The sequence below is a fragment of the Moritella yayanosii genome, assembly GCF_900465055.1.
In the GTDB taxonomy this organism is placed as follows: Bacteria; Pseudomonadota; Gammaproteobacteria; order Enterobacterales; family Moritellaceae; genus Moritella; species Moritella yayanosii.
Genome location: NZ_LS483250.1, coordinates 3,292,634 through 3,312,943, shown reverse-complemented (window position 1 = coordinate 3,312,943; position 20,310 = coordinate 3,292,634). Strand labels below are relative to the sequence as shown.

Here is a 20,310-nt window from a genome sequence, read left to right as displayed (position 1 = left end):
GAGCAAGGTCTTGCAGCCGAATAATAAGAATGGGGACGACATATGCCAGAACAGATGGAGCATGAAAGTACACACCTACGTTTAAGTGAAATGAATGAAGCACTCGAGAGTGGTATGTTTGTTCACGTGAAGCGAATGCTCTACCAAACACCCCCTTGTGATATCGCCTTATTACTCGAATCATCACCACCAACAGGTCGTAAAGTCTTGTGGCGATTAACCGACTCTGATATGCAAGGTGAGATCCTCGATGAACTCAATGAAGATGCTAAAACCAGTATCCTCAAACTCATGGATACCGAATCCTTAGTCGCGGCGACAGAAGGCTTGGATACTGATGATTTAGCCAATGTGCTGCGTAGCCTGCCAGACAGTATCTACCAAGAAGTTATTACCCAAATGGATACCCAAGATCGACATCGTTTAGAAACCGCGATGGCGTATCCAGAAGACACCGCTGGCAGTATCATGAATACCGATACCATCACCTTACGTCCAGACGTAACCGTCGATGTGATCTTACGTTACATACGCTTACGCGGTGAATTACCCGAAGCCACTGATACCTTATATGTGGTGGATAAAGATGATCTTTTGATCGGTGATGTGCCTTTATCTATGCTATTAACCACAGATCCAAACAGTGTCATCAACAGCATTATGGATCGCCAGGCAGAAACATTATCGGCCAATATGGATACCTCGGAAGTCGCTAAACTGTTCGAGCGCCATGACTGGATCTCAGCGCCGGTAACTGATGACACAGGTAAACTACTTGGTCGTATCACTATTGATGACGTGGTTGATATTATCCGCGAAAATGCCGAGCATGACATGATGGGTCTGGCTGGTATGGATGATGATGAAGATACCTTCGCACCCGTGCTACAAAGTACCAAACGCCGCACACTTTGGCTGGGGGTTAATTTAATTGCCGCACTAACTGCCGCCTCCGTCTCGAACATGTTTGAAGCGACTTTAGAACAACTCGCGACACTGGCCATTTTAATGACCATTGTACCGAGTATGGGTGGTATTGCTGGTAATCAAACCCTCGCACTGGTTATTCGTGGTATGGCGGTCGGTCATATTAGTGACGACAATAGCCGTTGGTTAATCGGTAAAGAAGCCATGGTGGGCGTGCTTAATGGCGCTATCTGGGCAATATCCATCGCCATCATAGTCTCATTATGGAAGGGCGATCCATCGCTAGGCCTGATCATTGGTGGGGCAATGTTTATTAATATGTCAATGGGTGGATTGGCCGGCGTGGTCATTCCATTGGTGATGAAAAAATACAATATCGATCCGGCACTAGCCGGTGGTATGGCGCTCACCACCGTGACCGATGTGGTTGGTCTATTTTCCTTCTTAGGCATGGCCACACTGGTCTACGGTTAACCTTTTTAACCAAGGTAGAGAGCAAAAAATAAAGTTAATAGCCCATAACGTAAAAAGCCTGTGTCATCATGACCCAGGCTTTTTCATGTAAATCGAGGGAATGTTAATTACCCGCAATCTGCATTGACTCTAATAGTGTCGAGCCCATGAGAATACTACTGCGAATATCCACGTCGTTACCGACAGCAACGAGGTTTTTGAACATGTCCGTTAAGTTACCCGCGATGGTAATTTCATGCACAGGATACTGTAACTCACCATTTTCGACCCAGAAACCTGACGCGCCACGGCTGTAATCACCGGTAACAATATTAACGCCCTGCCCCATCAGTTCAGTCACTAACAAGCCGGTGCCCATTTGGCGACACAGTTGGTCTAATGTTTCGCCTTTGCCGGTGACGTTCCAGTTATGAATACCACCAGCATGACCGGTTGTTTGCATCCCTAATTTACGACCACTGTAACTGGTTAATAGGTAGCTTTTTAAAATACCTTGTTCTACCACATCTAAATCTTTAGTACGCACACCTTCAGCATCATACATTGATGAGGCTAAACCACCTTTAATGTGCGGACGTTCTTGAATGTTCAACCATTCTGGGAAAATCTGTTCACCCAGCTTATCGAGCAAGAAGGATGATTTACGGTATAAGCTACCACCACTGATGCCCATCACCAGTTGACCCATTAAGCTACTGGCAACATCGTGATGAAAAATCACCGGGACATTACAAGTATCAATCTTACGCGCGCCTAAACGGTCTACAGTACGATTAACAGCTTCGGTAGCAATTTGTTCTGGCGTCCACAATTTACTTTCGTCACGCGCCATTGAGTAGCCGTAATCACGTTCCATTACGCCGTCTTGTTCTGCAATCAATACCGAACTCATGCTGTGACGGGTACTGGCATAACCATTAATTAAGCCATGACTGTTGCCGTAAACTTTAATGCTGCTGTGGCTGGTAAAAGAGCCTTCACTGTTGACGATGCGTGAGTCTTTCGCTAAGGCTAAACGCTCAGTCAGGCAAGCTTGTTCTATAGCATACTCAGGTTCGATCTTAATCGGATGACATAAGTCTAAATCTTCCGGTGCAAACGCCATCAGCTCAAAGTCAGCTAAACCAGCAAATTCATCTTCAGCAGTATATAAGGCGATATCTAACGCGGCGGCGACTGTGCTTTTAATTGCCGCCTCACTTAAATCTGAGGTTGATGCATTACCTTTACGTTGACCGCGGTATACACAGATACCTAACGCGCCATCATGGTTGAATTCAACATTTTCAACTTCACCCATGCGTGTACTTACAGACAAACCCGTTTGTCGCGAAATAGCTACCTCTGCAGCACTCGCGCCCGCCTTTTTGGCGATATCGAGTGCTTGAGTAACGGCTAATTCCAATTTATTTTGTTCTAAAGTAATTTGCTGTTTTAAGTTCATGGGCTCGTTTCAATAAGTTATACTAGATTAAGCATACCATGTTGCGATAAAAATTCCTGCAGCAACTGCGCAATTAGCAATAAACTGATACAATTAACATATCAATCGTTTTGAAAAAGAATATTATGAGCGTAAAAGAACGGAATATTACCAGCGAAAAGTCTTACCGACGAGCTGAAGACGACGAGCTATATCAAAGTCGTGCAGAAAATAAAATTGAAATTGCCAAGACACTGAAACTCGCTGGCGCGATCTCTTTACTCAGTAAAGCAGAAATTGCCAAAATGGGTTTTTCTGAGCACTTACTCGCAGCAATTGTGACCGCAAGAAAAATTGCATTACGTACAGATGCTTACAGTAGACATCTATCGCACATGAGCAAGATCATGCGTAGCGATGGTCTCGAACCGATCCAAATGGCATACGATAAGATCACCAATAAACACAACCAAGCAACTATTGAGTTAAAAAAATTAGAGATGGTTCGTGATGAATTGATTGCCGGTGGTGATACCGCGATCACTGCATTATTAGAAACATATCCAAATGCTGATCGTCAGAAACTACGTCAATGGATCCGCCAAGTGAATAAAGAACTTAAAGCTGAAAAGCCGCTTAAAGCTGTAAAACCAAGCAAAGAGATCTTTAAACACCTCCGCGAGATTGCCGGTATATAATATTAATCTGCCATTTCGGCATAATTAATGTTTAACCAGTACCAACAATAAAGCCCTAGCCAGTCATTTATCGACTTGCTAGGGCTTTATTTTTATCCACTCAAATTAGCGACCAGTGCCACCCACCGTCATGCTATCGATTTTCAATGTCGGTTGACCAACACCTACCGGGATACTCTGACCTTCTTTGCCACAGATACCCACACCTTTATCTAATTCTAGGTCGTTACCAACCATTGAGATGTGCTGCATGGCTTCATGACCATTACCGATCAAGGTTGCTCCTTTAATTGGTGTGGTAATTTTACCATTTTCAATTAAATATGCTTCAGATGCAGAGAATACAAATTTACCCGAAGTAATATCAACTTGACCACCACCAAAGTTAGGGGCATAAATGCCCTTCTCAACCGTGCTAATGATCTCTTCTGGGGTATGCTCACCAGCTAACATGTAGGTATTCGTCATACGCGGCATCGGTAAGTGCGCAAATGATTCACGACGACCATTACCCGTAGACTCCACCCCCATTAAACGTGCATTAAGCTTATCTTGCATGTAACCTTTCAAAATACCTTTTTCAATCAGCATGGTATTTTGTGTTACCGTACCTTCATCATCGATATTTAATGATCCTCGACGGTTGGCTAATGTGCCATTATCCACAATAGTACACAGTGAAGACGCCACTTTTTCGCCAATTTTACCTGCGTAAGCCGAGGTACCTTTACGGTTAAAGTCACCTTCTAGACCATGCCCCACCGCTTCATGTAATAATACCCCAGGCCAACCAGCGCCAAGTACCACAGGCATAGGGCCAGCAGGTGCATCAATAGCATCAATATTGACTAACGCTTGACGCACTGCATCTTTGGCATAGCTAAATGCACGCTGCAGACCATCCACGTCATCTAAGAAGTAATCAAAACCATAACGGCCTCCGCCACCCGCACCACCCCGTTCACGCTTGCCATTCTTTTCAATTAACACCGAACAGTTCATGCGTACTAATGGGCGAATATCCGCCGCCAGAGTGCCATCTGTTGCTGCGACCAATATCTCTTCGTATACCGCAGATAAGCTCACGCTCACTTGTGTGACGTGCGTGTCTAATGAACGCGCGTACACATCCATTTCATGTAATAAGTCAATTTTACGCTGTCTATCCATACTCGTTAATGGATCGAGTGGCTGATAGATTTCACTACCTTGTGGTTTGCTCCACGCTTTAACTTTACCTTGACCACCGCTTGCCGCAATACCACGTGCCGCTTTGGCAGACTGCGTTAAGGCGTTTAAACTAATCTCATCAGAATAAGCAAAACCAGTTTTTTCGCCCGATACTGCACGCACGCCGACACCTTTCTCGATGTTAAACGAACCTTCTTTGACGATACCGTCTTCTAATCCCCAAGACTCATGTTTGCAAGCTTGGAAATAAAGATCACCATAATCAAGTTGATTACCCATCAATAATGATAATGTACTCTGCAGCTTATCTAAGTTTAGATCCGCAGGCAGTAAAATTGAATTTTCGACTTGTTCAAATCTCATCTGAGTTGTTACTCTTTATTTTTCAAGCTCGCCGTAAAGCGCGCGTGTTGTAAAATCGGTATATCAGTACGTATTTGTACTAACTTATGTTTGTCTAATCGCGCACAGCTAATGCCGCATGCCGACGTTTGCTGAGCCAGAATGTCGCCCCAAGGATCTAAGATAACAGAGTGGCCCCAAGTATGACGGTTATGGCCGTGATCACCCACCTGGTTCGCCGCTAACACATAGCATTGATTTTCTATTGCCCGGGCTTGTAACAAAGGTAACCAGTGCGCTTTACCTGTCGTATAAGTAAATGCGGCTGGTAATAATAAAACATCCACGTTCGCCGCACTGAGTACCCGAAATAATTCTGGAAACCGTAAGTCATAACAGATCGCCATACCAAATTTAATATCACCGGCAGTAAAGGTCGCAACCCGATCACCGGCAATAAAGCTATCTGACTCTTTGTATACTTGTGTCGTTGATCCGGTGTTAACTTGGCTATCACTCGCGGATACGGTTGGCACATGCGCATCAAATAAGTGGATCTTATTGTAATGTTGCACCAATTCCCCATTGGGGTCAAATGCTAAACTGGTGGTATAAATACGATCATCTATATTACTAAGAATAGGGAAAGAACCCGCAACCAGCCAACATTGATACTGCTTAGCCCAGTTGGCAAGTTGCTGTTGTACCGGCCCTTCACCTAATGGCTCAGCATGGGTGAAATAATCATCACGATGGGAAAATAAGGCAAAGTTCTCCGGTAATAATATCAAGGTCGGGGCAACCTGAGTATTAATCAATGCCAATTGCGAGGCCACATACGCTAAATTTGCTGCAATATCAGCACCCGAGGTCATCTGTATCGCCACTAATTGCATTATTTATTCCCCGTTCTTTTCGTCCCTGCAGCATTAATCAGTTTATCAGGCACCGTAATCGCTTGTTGATTACGTTTTACTTCGGTAAATACCGGATTATCAAGATCACCGCTGACGTTAAATTTAAGTTCAGTGATCACTTCGACCACTGGCTCGAGTAATTTCGACAGTGCAAAAACAGCCAATGCTGTGGTCGGCGTTACCGCAAACGCAGTCAATAGTGGTAAACTCGCGGTCACATCTGGAAAGAAACTTAAATTATAATTGATGGTATCCGTCACTAAATCAACATAGCCGCTACCCGTAATTTTACCGCTACTGGAATTAAGTAAAAAATCTTTATTATTAATCGCACCATCGGCAATCAGTAGCGAGGCCTGCATTGATGAATACGGAAAGCCATCATTAAACACATCACTAAAGTCTAAACTTAATCGCTTCACCAATGACTGTAAACTCAGCACACTTAAGAAGCGGGTGCCTTTGTCACTGACATTCGTGATCCGCCCTGCTTGGGTTGTTATCGTCGCGTTACCCTGCAGTGATTCGACATCAACATCGAAGGGCTGGTCTTGCCAAGCTAAACGAAAGTCGACCTCTGCTGGCGTCTTTGCTAACGGACTAATTAGCCCTAACCCCGTCATAAATTCTTCGATACTCTTGGTTTTTAATTCACCTCGCAATTGCGTTGCTTGCTTGCCTTGCTCATCAGTAAACCAGCGCCCGGTCATCGCCACCGTTGAATGTTCCATATCAATATCAAGTGCTTTAAGTGTCAATCCAGACGCGTTCTTAGTCACTTCTACGGATGTACGACCTAAATTAACTTTGCCCAGAATACAGGCACCACAATTGAAGTTGAAACCGGGGAAATCTTGCCAGACGAGGGTTGTGGCTTTGGCTTCTTGCGCGGCATCATCAATGACACCGGACGGCAACACCAGATCAGGTAAATAGAGATAATCAAAGTCGATATTGATATTACCGATATCCGGAATAACCACCGAACCATTAAACTCACTGGCTTTAAGCTCAATACCCCAGTTACGATAACCTTTGGTTGCCGTTATCGTTAAATCATCCAAGGGCTGTTGATAGTAAGTCGTATTTGCTACCACGACTTTAATTGAGGATAAAGGCTCTACCGCGCTACTCACATCAAATTTACTATCCGGTAGACCGCTATACCATAATTGCCACTCGGCGATATCAATATTATCCACATTAACCACGATGGCATTAGCGGCATCGCTGCTCAGCAGTTTGTCAACATTACCAATTTGTACTAACGATTGGATCAGGGCTAAATTATCATCGGCGTAATTAACTTGCCCAGAAAAATACAAAAGATCACTGCTATTTAACTGGATATGGGCTTGTTTATCATTACCCACCACAGAGATATTGGTTGGCCAATTATGACTAGCCAATTTAGCCAACGGCAACGGCAAATCGAGTTCAACCTGAGTTAAATCACTTTGCACATCAAATTCATAATTAAAGCCTTGCTCAGGAAAACGCATATTTAATGTGCCTTGCCAGTTCACATCACCAGACACGTATTGCTGGTATGCAGGCATGAACTGGGCCATCACCTTGTCACTAGACCAACGCCCAGCCAGTTCAACATTCACTTGATAATCATTATTGTTCTGCACGGTGCTAAAGCTAATATCAAGCGGTTCACCGAGCAATTTTGCGGTGAATGGGCTGGATAACAGGCCATCATCAGCAAATTTGAAGCGCCCCTGCACATTCGTCAAGGTTAATGCTAATGCGGGAAAGTAAATACTGTCATCGACCAAGTCTATTTCCCCTGTGACTGTGACTTGGTCATCGTCAGTGAATGGAATAACCAGATCGACTGTGCCGGTTATATCACCACTAACTTGCAGGCTGTTCAATACCGCCGTAACTTCAGGTAACGGACTTAAATCAATAAGCGCTTTGGCTTGCTTGCCGGTCGTTTTAAACTGCACCTGAATACCAAGCGCTTTGACGTCACTTAAGTTTGGTAACTGTACATCCACTCGCGATAAGGCTAGCGGCCCCAAGTTACCTTTGCGGGACGACATAAATAAATCGTCATTGTGAAATAATAATGCTAACTGTAATTCGGTTAAGCTGGGCCATTGTGGATCAAATTTAAACTCAGCATCAACGACATTTAAACGCGTCTGAAATATGCCATCACCTTGAGAATAAGGATAATTGGCAAACTCACCAAACCATAATAATTGGCCATTATCCGCATGCCCTTGTTTAAAAGCACCGCGAAGGTAATCAATGAGTGTTTCCCCCATATACGCCGTTGGGTAGTAGTAATGTACTTTACTGGCATCACGTAATGTTAACTCGCCAGCAAGGCTGAGAAACGGCGCGGCATTGGCCGGGATATCTAATAAAAATTGACTATCGAAGACCAATTCTGGGGTATCAACGAATACCTTATCGGCGATAATTTCAACACCAGAACGGCTAAATGTCCCAGCTAAATCAGTATCCCCATAGCGCTGCCAAGTCAGATCCGCGGAAAACTGATTAACCCGAATATCATGGTCTAAGTATTGTGTTAGATCTAATACTGTATCCTGCATAGCAATACTGACCTTGCCGCTATGTAAGTTACCCATCACCGCAATATCGACATTTTCGATACCCGGAAAACCCTGCCAACTGTGTAACTGCAGATCTTCCACTTGTAACTGATAACGCAACTGAGTCCAATCTTGCATTGGGATCTTAACTTTAATGTCACGCACTAGGCCATGTGGATTTAACGTTTTAAGATCATGAAATAAAGCTTCATCAACATAACGTGACAAGGCCACAATCGGCGCCAACTTAGACAACTCAACTTGATTAACAAAAACAAACAATTCATTACCTTGCTGCCTGAGTTGCAAATCAAGCTGAGGCCAGACAATACCATTAGTCACTAGCGCTAAATCACGGCTATCCAATTGCCAACCCGCATCCGTTAACTGCCATTCCAGCTCTCCCCCCAATATACTCAGGTTTTGTTGGCGATTAGCACTTGTCCAACTAAATGCTGAAGGTTGTAACTTTAATAATGCCGATGTCGGTTTATTGTTAACAATCTCAATCCAACTTTCAAAACTTAATGCGCCTTGTTTTAAGCCTTCTCGTTTAAACAATACTTTTTCAAACCAACTGGATAAACTCATGTTCTCGGCTTGCACATAAATCTGACCACTGACATTGGTTAAATCATTTTTGGCACTGGTCACATCGACCATGATGCGTAAATTGTTATCATCAATGTATGCCCAACCTTCGCCTCGATGACGATTGCCTTGATTTAACCAAGCAAACTCTGGAATATGAATGATCTTTTCTTCACCCGCAGGGGTTAATATCCGTAGATTACTATTGGTTAACTCGAAATGCGTAAGTTGACGGAAAAATACATCCAGAAGACGGGTTAATTCGGGTGAGGCTAGTTTAGGGGCTTTTTCGTCAGCATCTTGAAACAGAGAAATGGGTAATTTTATCTGCACGCCATCTAAGATCAGATTATCGACCAGCAGTTTTCGTGCGAATACACTGTTCCAAAAATCAATACTGATCTTGATACGTTCGACGTCAAAATCATACGGCAATAAGTCATCAAACTTAACGTCTAAGGTATTTATAATTAATACCGGGCCGAATTTATACCAGCCCGCATCAATACTTTGTATTTCAATACTCACCGATTGATCTGCCACCAACCAATCAATTACCCGATCATGATATTGATTCAGGTAGGGTAAACTCGCCCGTAGCAGACTAATCGCAACCGCAGAAAAAACCGCTAAGCAGGCAAAAGTATAAAAGCATATTTTACCACATCTTCTTAGCCAATTTTGTTTCCCTGCCACGTTACATCATTACCACATCAAACTGCTCTTGTAAGTACAGAGGTTCAGCTTTGATCTTCACCTGCTTACCCATGAATAATTCCAATTCAGCAATACTATGCGATTCTTCTTTTTCAATATACTCAGCAACGGCGACTGACGCATAGACGTTAAACTGGTCCGCATCGTAAGCACGATTAACACGGGTTACTTCACGGAAAATCTCATAACATACCGTTTCCACCGTTTTCACCGAACCGCGGCCATCACACGTTGGACAATCAGAACATAACACATGTTCTAATGATTCACGGGTACGTTTACGGGTCATTTCAACTAACCCCAGTGCCGAGAAATCATGAGTATTAGTTTTAGCGCGATCATGGCTTAATGCCGTCTCTAAACATTCCATCACCCGACGGCGATGCTCAGCACTTTGCATGTCAATAAAATCGATGATGATGATCCCACCCAGATTACGTAATCTCAGCTGTCGCGCTATCGCTTGGGTTGATTCCACATTGGTATTAAAAATAGTATCTTCAAGATTACGATGTCCAACAAAAGCACCCGTATTAATATCAATCGTGGTCATGGCTTCAGTCTGATCAATAATTAAATAACCACCTGACTTTAAAGTTACTTTTCGCTCTAAGGCACGCTGAGATTCATTTTCGACATCGTACATTTCAAAGATCGGACGCTCACCCGTATAGAGTTCTAAGGCGCTGACTAATTCAGGCACATAAGATTCCGTGAATTCACATAATTCCGTATAAGCAAGACGAGAGTCGACCCTGATCTTATCCATTGGCGAACCCACAAAATCACGAATAATGCGAAATGCTAATGACGGATCTTGATACAACATACTCGCACTTGGATTACTCCTTTTACGCTGTAGTACTTTACTCCATAAACGTTTTAAGTAAGCGATATCTTGTTCAATTTCTTTGTCACCCACCCCATCCGCGGCCGTGCGAATAATATAACCACCCAGTTCATCGAGTTGGGCTTCGGTGATACCTTTTAAGCGGCTACGCTCTTCTTCGCATTCAATGCGCTGTGATACACCCACATGGGAACTGCCCGGCATAAATACTAAATAACGCGAAGGCAGGGTAATATCTGTAGTGAGCCGTGCACCTTTCGTGCCCATCGGATCTTTCACCACTTGTACGGTGATATCCTGGCCTTGACGCACCAGCTGAGAAATATCCGCGACTTTAAAATGTTTTTTTTCACCCGCGGCAACGCACTCGGTATGCGGGACAATATCCGATGCATGTAAGAATGCCGCTTTATCTAGACCAATATCAATAAATGCCGCTTGCATACCTGGTAATACCCGACTTACTTTACCTTTATAGATATTACCCACGATGCCACGTTTCGCTTCTCGCTCTACATGTATTTCTTGTAATATGCCATTTTCAATCAAGGCAACACGCGTTTCGCTCGGGGTAACATTTACTAATAACTCTGTCGTTATACCCATATTATTTAGCCCTTCATTACTTATTTTGTTCTGCCTTAAAGGCTTGAATTAATTGCTCAGTTTGCATTAATGGTAAGCCGACAACGGCGCTATAACTGCCGCTCAGATGACGAACAAACTTACCTGCAAAACCTTGAATTGCATAACTACCGGCTTTATCGCTGGGTTCACCAGTACGCCAATAATCATGCATTTCAGGGCGTGATATTTCTCTAAACTGTACTTGAGTGGTGACGAGTTCAACCCAGCAACGGGTATTATCAGCGAGCGCAACGGCGGTCATCACTTCATGCTCATGACCTGATAATAAACTTAACATCCGAATTGAATCTGCTTCATCAACCGGTTTTTCTAATACTTGTCCGGCATAGACGACGATGGTGTCAGCACCTAACACCAAGTTGTCAGCGGCTGTATTCATACTAACCTGTGTGGCGTTCAATTTGATTAGCGCAGCAACACCGGCTTGCGCTTTATCCCGAGCGAGGCGTGACACATAATCAGGTGCTAGCTCGCCCACTTGCTGTTGCTCTTCTACCTCAACGGATAATACCGAGAATTCAACGCCAATTTGGGTTAATAACTCACGGCGACGTGGCGACTGTGACGCTAAGTACATGTTTATCTGTTTCATCTTATTATCTTCTGCACGATTAAGCTATCTTATGCCCACTAACTAATAGCAAACTGACGGCGGATTTTACGTAAAATCAAGAATATCCATGGCCATATTAACATTGTGGTTAGGATTGACCATAAGTACATGGGTGTTATTGAAATATCGAAAAGTAATTTTTCGGCCCAAAATACCACCAGTTTATTTAAGCCTGCTAAAAACCCAACAACTAATGCTTGTTGCCATAATGATAGATTCCGGATCAAACGATGATTCATCACCATAATATAAATGACTATCGACAGCGCCAAGGAATGGATACCGAGTGGCGCACCTAATAACAGATCTAGCACCAATCCTGAGATCCAAGCATAACCAATACTCACGCGATACGGCAAAGCCATACACCAATAACCCAATACCAATAACAGCCAATCAGGGCGGAAATGATTTAAAGGCTCAGGCACAGGTAGTGCAGTGAGTAATAACGCGATGATTAAGGTCAGGATTATTTTAAAACGACCGTTCGAATATGTCATAATACCTCCACCTTGTCACTCTGTTCAGCGTTGTTATTTGACATATTGCCTTCATCCCAAGTTAATAGAACGTAACGGATCCGCTCCAATTCGACCGCTGGTTTTGCTTCGACTTGCGCATAGGGTTGACCCGTCTGATAAGTAAAGGCCGAGATTGTTGCAACGGGATAACCTTCGGGAAACACGCCACCTAGGCCTGAGGTCACTAATACATCACCCACTTGCATATCGGTACTGTGTGGCACATAAGGTAGGTTTAGGCTGTTTAATTCCCCGCTACCATTCGCAATCGCTCGAATATCATTACGTTGTACTCGCACTGGAATACCATGGGTAATATCAGCAATTAATAATATTCTACTGTATGTGGCAGCCACATCGACGATTTGCCCCACCACACCTTGTTCATTTAATACTGGTTGACCAATATATAGTCCATCTGACGCCCCTTTATTAATCACCACTTGCAGTGACAACGGATCGGTATTAACGGTCATAATTTCAGCCACTAACTTACGCTGATCAGAGTGAACAGGTGAATTAAGTAACGCCCGTAGCCGTTTGTTTTCTTGTTTTAGGTGCTTAAATTCCAACAACTGGACTTGCTGAATGAATAGTTTGTCTTTTTGTTCTGCCACTTTTTTTCTTAAATCTCGGCGGCTGACAACAGTATTTGATACACCTTTGAGCATTTCACTGGGGATATTTGCGGCATAAATTAACGGTGATACCGCGGTATTTAAATAAAGTCGCACATTTGAAAATGAATCAAATTTTGAATCAAAAATAATCAATGAGAAAGAGGCGATAACCGCAAGGAACAGGCGCAGTTGTAAAGATGTAGAAGTAGTAAAAATAGGTTTCATTAGATGGTATTCTCAAAGGATGGCGCGTCCGCCATCCTACAGGATTATTTAATCAGGGGCTTAATCGTAAGTAAACAGATCACCACCGTGCATATCAATCATTTCTAATGCTGTACCACCACCACGAGCCACACAGGTGAGAGGATCTTCAGCGATAACCACTGGGATACCCGTTTCTTCAAGTAATAAACGATCAATACCACGGATTAATGCACCACCACCCGTTAGCACCATGCCTCGTTCAGCGATATCAGAGGCTAACTCTGGAGGGGTTTGTTCTAACGCTGTCATTACCGCACTAACAACGCCCGATAACGGCTCTTGCAGCGCTTCTAAAATTTCAGTGCTGTTTAAAATAAAGCTACGCGGTACACCTTCGGCAAGGTTACGGCCACGCACTTCAATTTCAATGACTTCATCAAGTGGATAAGCAGAGCCTATCTCTTTCTTAATACGTTCAGCGGTGGCTTCACCAATCAGGCTACCATAATTACGACGCACGTAGCTGATGATGGCTTCATCAAGTTTATCACCGCCAATGCGTACCGATGAAGAATAAACCACACCGTTAAGTGAGATGATCGCCACCTCTGTGGTACCACCGCCTATATCAACAACCATAGAACCGGTTGCTTCAGAAACAGGTAGACCAGCACCGATTGCTGCTGCCATCGGCTCATCAATCAAAAATACTTCACGTGCGCCTGCACCTTGTGCAGATTCACGAATAGCACGACGTTCAACTTGTGTTGAACCACAAGGCACACACACCAGAACACGTGGGCTTGGACGGAAAAATTTATTTTCATGCACTTGTTTAATAAAGTGTTGTAACATTTTTTCAGTCACGTAAAAGTCAGCAATCACACCATCTTTCATTGGGCGAATAGCGGCTATATTAGCGGGCGTACGACCCAGCATTTGCTTCGCAGCCGTTCCTACTGCCGCAACACTCTTATTTGATCCACGCTCTTGGCGGATGGCAACAACAGAAGGCTCGTCAAGTACAATACCTTGACCTTTAACATAAATGAGTGTGTTTGCGGTTCCCAAGTCGATTGATAAATCGCTAGAGAATAGGCCTCTTAACTTCTTAAACATGGTTATGGGCATTCCTATTTGTAAAATGTGGCAGGATCGGTTAACTTTACCAATGCGCAAAGAATGAGGCAAGTTTATCAGACTTTATGACCGACAAACATTAATTTAATCGCCTGCGGTAAATAACCCGATCATTGCCGCGGAAAAAGCCAAATACTATGTTCGCAGATGGTGATTGGTCAAATCCAGTATGACTCTCTTCCCACTTATATTTAAACCAATCATCAACGTTATAATCAAGTTGTACTTCACCGCTTCGATTCGGCGCTGCAATGATTAATCCCTGGGTGACACCATTGGTAAAACTTCCACTTCCTGAAAGCGCAGGTAGTACGCCGCCTAAAGAAATGTCGGTTAGGTGCGAATTTACAGAATCGAAGTCCGTTTTAGTATCATCACTGTGAGGAATAAAGTTTGTTCCGTCAAAATATTCAAGTTGCATAGTAGTGGCCAAATCATTCGATATTGGACCGTATCCATCAGCAACCGTCCAACGGCCATAACGTAATTCGCTGGTTTTTATCGATAACATACGTGCCGTTGCTTGCACCGCTGGAATATCTAAATCATTGAGAACAACGCTATCCTCATCCGTAATACTAATACCAAAAAGGGTATTTAGCATAGGACCATCTTCCAGGCCTGTTACATATCGAGAAAAATAACCGCTATCAAGCATATTAACTTCCCACGCCCCAGGTTGATAAACACCGTCATCCCAAGCGCCGCCATAATTTTGTAAGCGGGATGATAAATCGCGTCCATCAGCATTGGCGATAAAGATAACTGTCGCTTTATCATCACCATCATAATTTTTTGTCACTAAACCAGCGCTATTCCGCGCTTCGAGTCGATAGTCAAATGATAGCTCGGGTTGATCCATGTAAGTGAATACAGCCCCCGTGTCTGGTGACATGCGTAAAGTCCACGCCATTTGCCAATCACTGCCAACACCCGGTTCAAATTGATTTGAACCTTCACTCCACTGGACACAAAAACCATTGTTTGGCGGTTTTCGACACTCATAAACTTTACTATCTTTAGGCTGTAAAACAGTCGTTCCTGCAACATAACTCGCTAAGCTTTGGGGGAATACATAATCATAATCTGTTGCGATATTGCGGTTAGTGCCAATATAATTATCCACTGTCGATGACACTAATTCGAAATGCGATGGAATAAAACGACCTATCTTAGAACCGTTAGAGTTAGCCGAAAAGTTATCATCGACAGAAAATTGCATACCATAGTAATCGTTGTCTTTCACATTGATCTGAATGGCACCAACTTCACTATAAGTCGAGTCAACAAAGCGATAAACCCCTTTATCAAAGGTTGGCAAATCAGGCATTGCAACCCACGTTGCCCAGGTTGAGGTTAATAGCGTCTTATTCGTCGCATAACTAAATTGCCCCTCAAACGAGCCCGAACTAGGCATAGACCGGGTTAACTTGATACGTAAGTTATCATTTGAGTTAGGGACATAATTGAGCGTAATAACGTCTTCGTTTTTATTTGCATTCAGCGCTTGGATCTTAAACGTAAAGATATCTCCGGCTTTATGGGTATACTTAAACGCATGATTAGATCGCGCAGTTAAATCCGCCCATGTCTCGCCATTAACGCCTTCATTACGCGTGGCTTTAATTTTAAATTGATAGGGTCTCACAGCAAATTGATTACTTTGCCCTTTGATTGTTAACCCATCGAGATCATTTCTATTGTCGTTAATGGTATAACTGGCAATTAAATTTATTTTACCAGCATCTTGATATTGCACAGGATCAATCTGGGCGGCATGGTTACTAAATGTTAAATTAACCGCACTGTAATGGCTTTCTTCATCACCGCTATTTTTACCCAGATTCACTGTATTAGCGACGAAGTTTAAAGGCGAGCAACTATTTGGCTCTTGGCATTGAACACCAAGTTTCACTGGGATGACGTCATTATTTTTAAAGATGTTTTTACATTGGCCTTTTTTATTATAAAAAGCATCTAGTTTTATTGGTTTAGAAAAGTTAACACCCGCAACTTGGTTAGCAATATCGTCGCTACCATCGGCATTATCATAACTAAAGAAAAAACCGGTATCAGCAAAGTTAATATCGCAGTTACTCGTACCATTACATTTATACGGCTTATTAGTACCTGTTAATGACAGGGTTAAATCATTTTCTTGTAAATAACCTAAGTTAATATCGGTTGAGCCAGTAAAATTGCCACTTGGCTTAGAGATATAACCAGTACCAACCTTTGCAGTACCGACTAAAGTGACACTTGTCGAATCAGAGGATTGATTACAAGCCGACCCCGGCTGGAAGTTATTGGTACAAGCCTCGATGGTGACAACCGCAGGCTCGCAGGTTAATGCGCGATCACTATACGTTAATCGGTAGTGGTTAATAACATCTGACGGAGGTGTATCAGAACCAAACTTGATAACGATATCATCCCAAGAGATGTCATCTGCATCGTCATCATCCTCGACTTCAATTTCCAATTCATATTCCACGCCCGGTAATAACGTTTTATTTAATCGCCAGACAAAGTTACCCGAGCTAAAATCCGTATTCATATAGGTCGTTTGCTTGCTAAAGTTATTACCAGAGAAGGTAAGCTTGACATAATCACTGTTGGGAATAAGGTCTCGATAATTATAGAGTGTGATCGATTTTAAATTGGTGCGACGTGGCGGCGTAAATTCATATTTGACGTCATCACCTCCATGCTTATCTGGATACCAACGACCGCCATAACCATTATTTCGATTTTCATTAGAATCACCTATGTGACGGCGTTGTAAAAAGGTAATACTGTTTGTAGTTTGCCGTGTGATTAACTTAATATTGGTAAAATAAAAATCATCATAATCATGTTTATTACCGCTACAATTATTCTTCCAGCCTTGTGGTTGCCAACTACCCCACTTCTGCTTTAAGCATTGCCCAATAACGACGATTTGATAATTCCCCGCAGGTAAATTAGCATTAAAGAATTGACTATCTGAATATAATGAATAGGAGGAACGTGTATTAACCATGACTCCTCCATTACTATTCCAAATTACAAAATATAATGATGCATTAATTGAAGCTGCATTTTGTAACTGAATTTGAGTTAAATTAATGTCTTTAGAAAGATGGAAATTGATTGGATTAAATGCTTGAGGATTCTGCAAATTAGAATTGGCATGAGAGTTTTTTGCTGATAATAAATAGGTAGGGTGAATACGAAGAGTATCATTATCGCCTATTTTCATACTACCTTTTAATAAAATATCAGCTTGAACCGTTATGCTAACACTTAATGAAAATATTAAAATGCACAATACAGCACCCAAGTAAGAGGGCAATATTTTTATATTCAACATCATAACTTAACTTCCGCTTCAACTTTATGTTGTGCCACTATTTTCCCACCATCGCATGTACCGATAGAAATTAAATAATATTGCTTACTGTTATCCGGTAAGTTAATAGTTTGACAACGAATCTCAACATCACAATTTTCTAGTCCAACTTCATCACTCATATCAAAACCTGTAATAAGGTCATCCTCAGGAAACGCAGCACATACTAAACCGTTACTTAATACCTTATAAATCCCAAATTCCATACCACTATCTGCAGCATAATAAGCTTTCGCGCTATACACTTCATTGGCCACACTGTCCGCAGTCGAACTCAAAATACGACTTAATGACGCGGCTAATAACGAAATAACAACGATGATAAATATCGCAATGACCAACATACTGCCTTGTTGTTGCTGATAGCGGCTCGCGCTATGATTACGGGACATTGGTCATTACTACCTGATGTTCAAATTTAATATTACTGCCATCACGCAGTAAAAATCCGAAGCTTAACGCCAACATAGCATTGCTAAATTGCGTAGCACCCGTTAATGACATACTGCTATCAGTAGTGAGGTTATCAACCATTAACACCGATGTACCAAAAAGGCTATCTAATGAAGCCTCGCGACGTGACAAGCGCATAACACCACTTACTTGCGTTAAACAATATTGCACTTTATTTTCAGCAATAAAATAGCGTGAAACAGCAGAATCTCGAGTTAGATCCGATGAAAGCGTTACATCCGCTTGAGTAGGGTTTGCACCTGATACCGCTTCATACAAGGTGATTTCAGCAAGCGTACTCGGTGCTGATATTGAATAAAACTCGTTGACGTCAGTGGTGAGTATGCTTATGTACTGACCTGCAAAATCATTACTGTTCGGATCTGCTAGGTCTCTGGTTTCCTTATCCATAATTAACGACACGTCGGATTGTCCACTTACACTGCCAAGATATTGCCCTGCTGCCGTAAAAGGCACAAAGCTCATACAACTGCCATCAGCATTAACAACCACACTAAATGCAATCGCAGAATCTAGCTCTTTGCTCATTCGATTTAACACAAAGCGGGCGTCATTTAAACGTTCATTCTGATTCACCGAGGTTTGATAAAGAATCACGTTATCACTAATAAAACGGCTACTAAAAGTGCCAATAACACCTAATAATATAATCACCATAACCAGCTCGACGAGAGTAAAACCTGACTGTTTATACCTACTCATTTTAGGCATCAGTAGTTCCCCTTAAATGAAGTCAGCGTTATGGTTTCATTGTTCGGCATGAATACTGTAACTCGGATCCGTTTTGCGACATGGTTTTCACCTCTATTACCACCAAACTTATCTGCTGCCAACGAGGCACAAATTCTAACGCCATAACCTGGATACTCATTAGTGAAAAAGCCTAACGCCACTTTGGGATCATAACCCGTTTGGTCATCACAATAAATATGGTAATCATCAACGTCATTAAAGCCATCCGGGCTAGCTTTAGTCTCACCAACATCTAACCCTAAGCTAGCGCCACATGGAACAGCCACGCCACCGAAAATGACTTGGCCACAACGGATAGCACCGTTAGTCCGTGCATTTACATCATCATAATAACGAATCAGTACTTGGTTCATAATGCTCTTACCTAACGCTGTGGCTTTTATCTGATACATAGGCGTAGTCATTTTATTGGCTTGCGGTAAAAACACGCCAGTCACAATCGTCAACGCTATTGCCAGTACCACAATACCAACCACAATTTCGATTAAGGTGAAACCACGTTGTTTATTGTTCATGGATGTAACCTTGAGATTCAATGCGGATTGTTAATGTTTGATCGCCGATGATGCTGATATCACAGCCTAATGTGCAGTTCTTAACAATACCCCATGAATCAAACTCAAGCGTTGTGGTACTTATGTTTGCAGTGCCACTCACTGAAAAATTGACATTCGCACTATTTGCTTCTGTAACACTCATGCCTAATTGATTAGCAGGAAAATTAGTGGGTAAACGTGTGCCACAATTTGTTGGAATACCAAATCGCTCAGTTATGATGACGACGCGATTACAAGCATAAGGGTTAGCAGTACGGGGCTCACCATTATTTTTACGGCAATCATCATCACAACTCATCGCCTGTTGTTGTACGGTTTTTAATAATTGCAGTAATTGGTCACGGTAGGTCTGAGTTTCAAAACCATTATTACCAATAAATTTCGGGATCGCGGTCGCGGCAAGAATGCCTAAAAGGATAATAACGATAACCAGTTCAATGAGCGTAAAGCCAGATTTTTTAAACATATGCTCTCGTACCTGCTCCCTTAATGATTGTGGATGCTATTTATTAACCCATTCCCATTCCCATACTGAATATTGAATATTGATAATTGATAATTGATAATTGATAATTGATAATTGATAATTGATAATTGATAATTGATAATTGATAATATTATACATTATACATTAATAAAAGATGTATTAATCAACTAGTTGCTGAAAATAAAAAGGCTTA

General features: G+C 42.4%; 16 protein-coding genes. 2 read left to right on the top strand and 14 right to left on the bottom strand.

Features of this window, described 5'->3' with window-relative positions; genetic code table 11:
* Window positions 1–42: 42 nt before the first annotated feature.
* On the top strand, window positions 43–1,401 hold the full coding sequence (gene mgtE, locus MORIYA_RS15370; protein ID WP_112716520.1) for a magnesium transporter: 1,359 nt from the start codon (window positions 43–45) through the stop codon (window positions 1,399–1,401).
* 103 nt (window positions 1,402–1,504) lie between these two features.
* Here the strand turns inward: mgtE and pmbA are convergent, their stop codons facing one another.
* Entirely contained in the window at window positions 1,505–2,845 is a 1,341-nt protein-coding gene (gene pmbA, locus MORIYA_RS15365; RefSeq protein WP_112716518.1) for a metalloprotease PmbA, read from the bottom strand.
* 125 nt (window positions 2,846–2,970) lie between these two features.
* Between pmbA and yjgA the strand changes: the two genes are divergently transcribed.
* Complete coding sequence (gene yjgA / locus MORIYA_RS15360) at window positions 2,971–3,522, top strand: ribosome biogenesis factor YjgA (protein ID WP_112716516.1); 552 nt, start codon at window positions 2,971–2,973, stop codon at window positions 3,520–3,522.
* Between the two features lie 105 nt (window positions 3,523–3,627).
* On the opposite strand, the gene tldD is transcribed toward yjgA, so the two are convergent.
* The 13 genes from tldD to MORIYA_RS15295 all read right to left on the bottom strand — a co-directional run bounded on the left by tldD (window position 3,628) and on the right by MORIYA_RS15295 (window position 20,096).
* Window positions 3,628–5,076: a metalloprotease TldD gene (gene tldD, locus MORIYA_RS15355; RefSeq protein WP_112716514.1), complete on the bottom strand. Its 1,449-nt coding sequence runs from the start codon at window positions 5,074–5,076 to the stop codon at window positions 3,628–3,630.
* A gap of 8 nt (window positions 5,077–5,084) precedes the next feature.
* Window positions 5,085–5,951 (bottom strand): carbon-nitrogen hydrolase family protein, encoded by an 867-nt coding sequence (locus MORIYA_RS15350; protein ID WP_112716512.1) that lies wholly within the window; start codon window positions 5,949–5,951, stop codon window positions 5,085–5,087.
* The gene (locus tag MORIYA_RS15345; protein ID WP_112716510.1) at window positions 5,951–9,835 is read right to left on the bottom strand and encodes a YhdP family protein; all 3,885 of its coding nucleotides are present in this window, start codon (window positions 9,833–9,835) and stop codon (window positions 5,951–5,953) included. The genes MORIYA_RS15350 and MORIYA_RS15345 overlap by 1 nt, the downstream gene beginning before the upstream one ends.
* Window position 9,836: 1 nt before the next feature.
* On the bottom strand, window positions 9,837–11,312 hold the full coding sequence (gene rng / locus MORIYA_RS15340; RefSeq protein WP_197713393.1) for a ribonuclease G: 1,476 nt from the start codon (window positions 11,310–11,312) through the stop codon (window positions 9,837–9,839).
* A gap of 16 nt (window positions 11,313–11,328) precedes the next feature.
* On the bottom strand, window positions 11,329–11,946 hold the full coding sequence (locus MORIYA_RS15335; RefSeq protein ID WP_112716508.1) for a Maf family protein: 618 nt from the start codon (window positions 11,944–11,946) through the stop codon (window positions 11,329–11,331).
* Window positions 11,947–11,984: 38 nt separating this feature from the next.
* Window positions 11,985–12,467, bottom strand: a complete 483-nt coding sequence (mreD, locus tag MORIYA_RS15330) for a rod shape-determining protein MreD (RefSeq protein ID WP_112716506.1) — start codon at window positions 12,465–12,467, stop codon at window positions 11,985–11,987.
* Window positions 12,464–13,333 (bottom strand): rod shape-determining protein MreC, encoded by an 870-nt coding sequence (gene mreC / locus MORIYA_RS15325; RefSeq protein ID WP_112716504.1) that lies wholly within the window; start codon window positions 13,331–13,333, stop codon window positions 12,464–12,466. Before mreC ends, mreD begins: the two co-directional genes overlap by 4 nt.
* A 60-nt stretch (window positions 13,334–13,393) precedes the next feature.
* On the bottom strand, window positions 13,394–14,434 hold the full coding sequence (locus MORIYA_RS15320; protein ID WP_112716502.1) for a rod shape-determining protein: 1,041 nt from the start codon (window positions 14,432–14,434) through the stop codon (window positions 13,394–13,396).
* A gap of 100 nt (window positions 14,435–14,534) precedes the next feature.
* The gene (locus MORIYA_RS15315) at window positions 14,535–17,477 is read right to left on the bottom strand and encodes a DUF6701 domain-containing protein (RefSeq protein WP_162629281.1); all 2,943 of its coding nucleotides are present in this window, start codon (window positions 17,475–17,477) and stop codon (window positions 14,535–14,537) included.
* 329 nt (window positions 17,478–17,806) lie between these two features.
* Window positions 17,807–18,238 carry a PilX N-terminal domain-containing pilus assembly protein gene (locus MORIYA_RS15310; RefSeq protein ID WP_112716498.1) on the bottom strand — a complete coding sequence of 144 codons (432 nt, stop codon included), beginning with the start codon at window positions 18,236–18,238 and terminating at the stop codon, window positions 17,807–17,809.
* On the bottom strand, window positions 18,228–19,031 hold the full coding sequence (locus MORIYA_RS15305) for a PulJ/GspJ family protein (protein WP_112716496.1): 804 nt from the start codon (window positions 19,029–19,031) through the stop codon (window positions 18,228–18,230). The genes MORIYA_RS15310 and MORIYA_RS15305 overlap by 11 nt, the downstream gene beginning before the upstream one ends.
* On the bottom strand, window positions 19,031–19,588 hold the full coding sequence (locus tag MORIYA_RS15300) for a type IV pilus modification PilV family protein (RefSeq protein WP_112716494.1): 558 nt from the start codon (window positions 19,586–19,588) through the stop codon (window positions 19,031–19,033). Before MORIYA_RS15300 ends, MORIYA_RS15305 begins: the two co-directional genes overlap by 1 nt.
* A complete protein-coding gene (locus MORIYA_RS15295) occupies window positions 19,578–20,096 on the bottom strand; it encodes a type II secretion system protein (RefSeq protein WP_112716492.1) in 519 nt (172 codons plus the stop codon). The genes MORIYA_RS15300 and MORIYA_RS15295 overlap by 11 nt, the downstream gene beginning before the upstream one ends.
* Window positions 20,097–20,310: the final 214 nt, after the last annotated feature.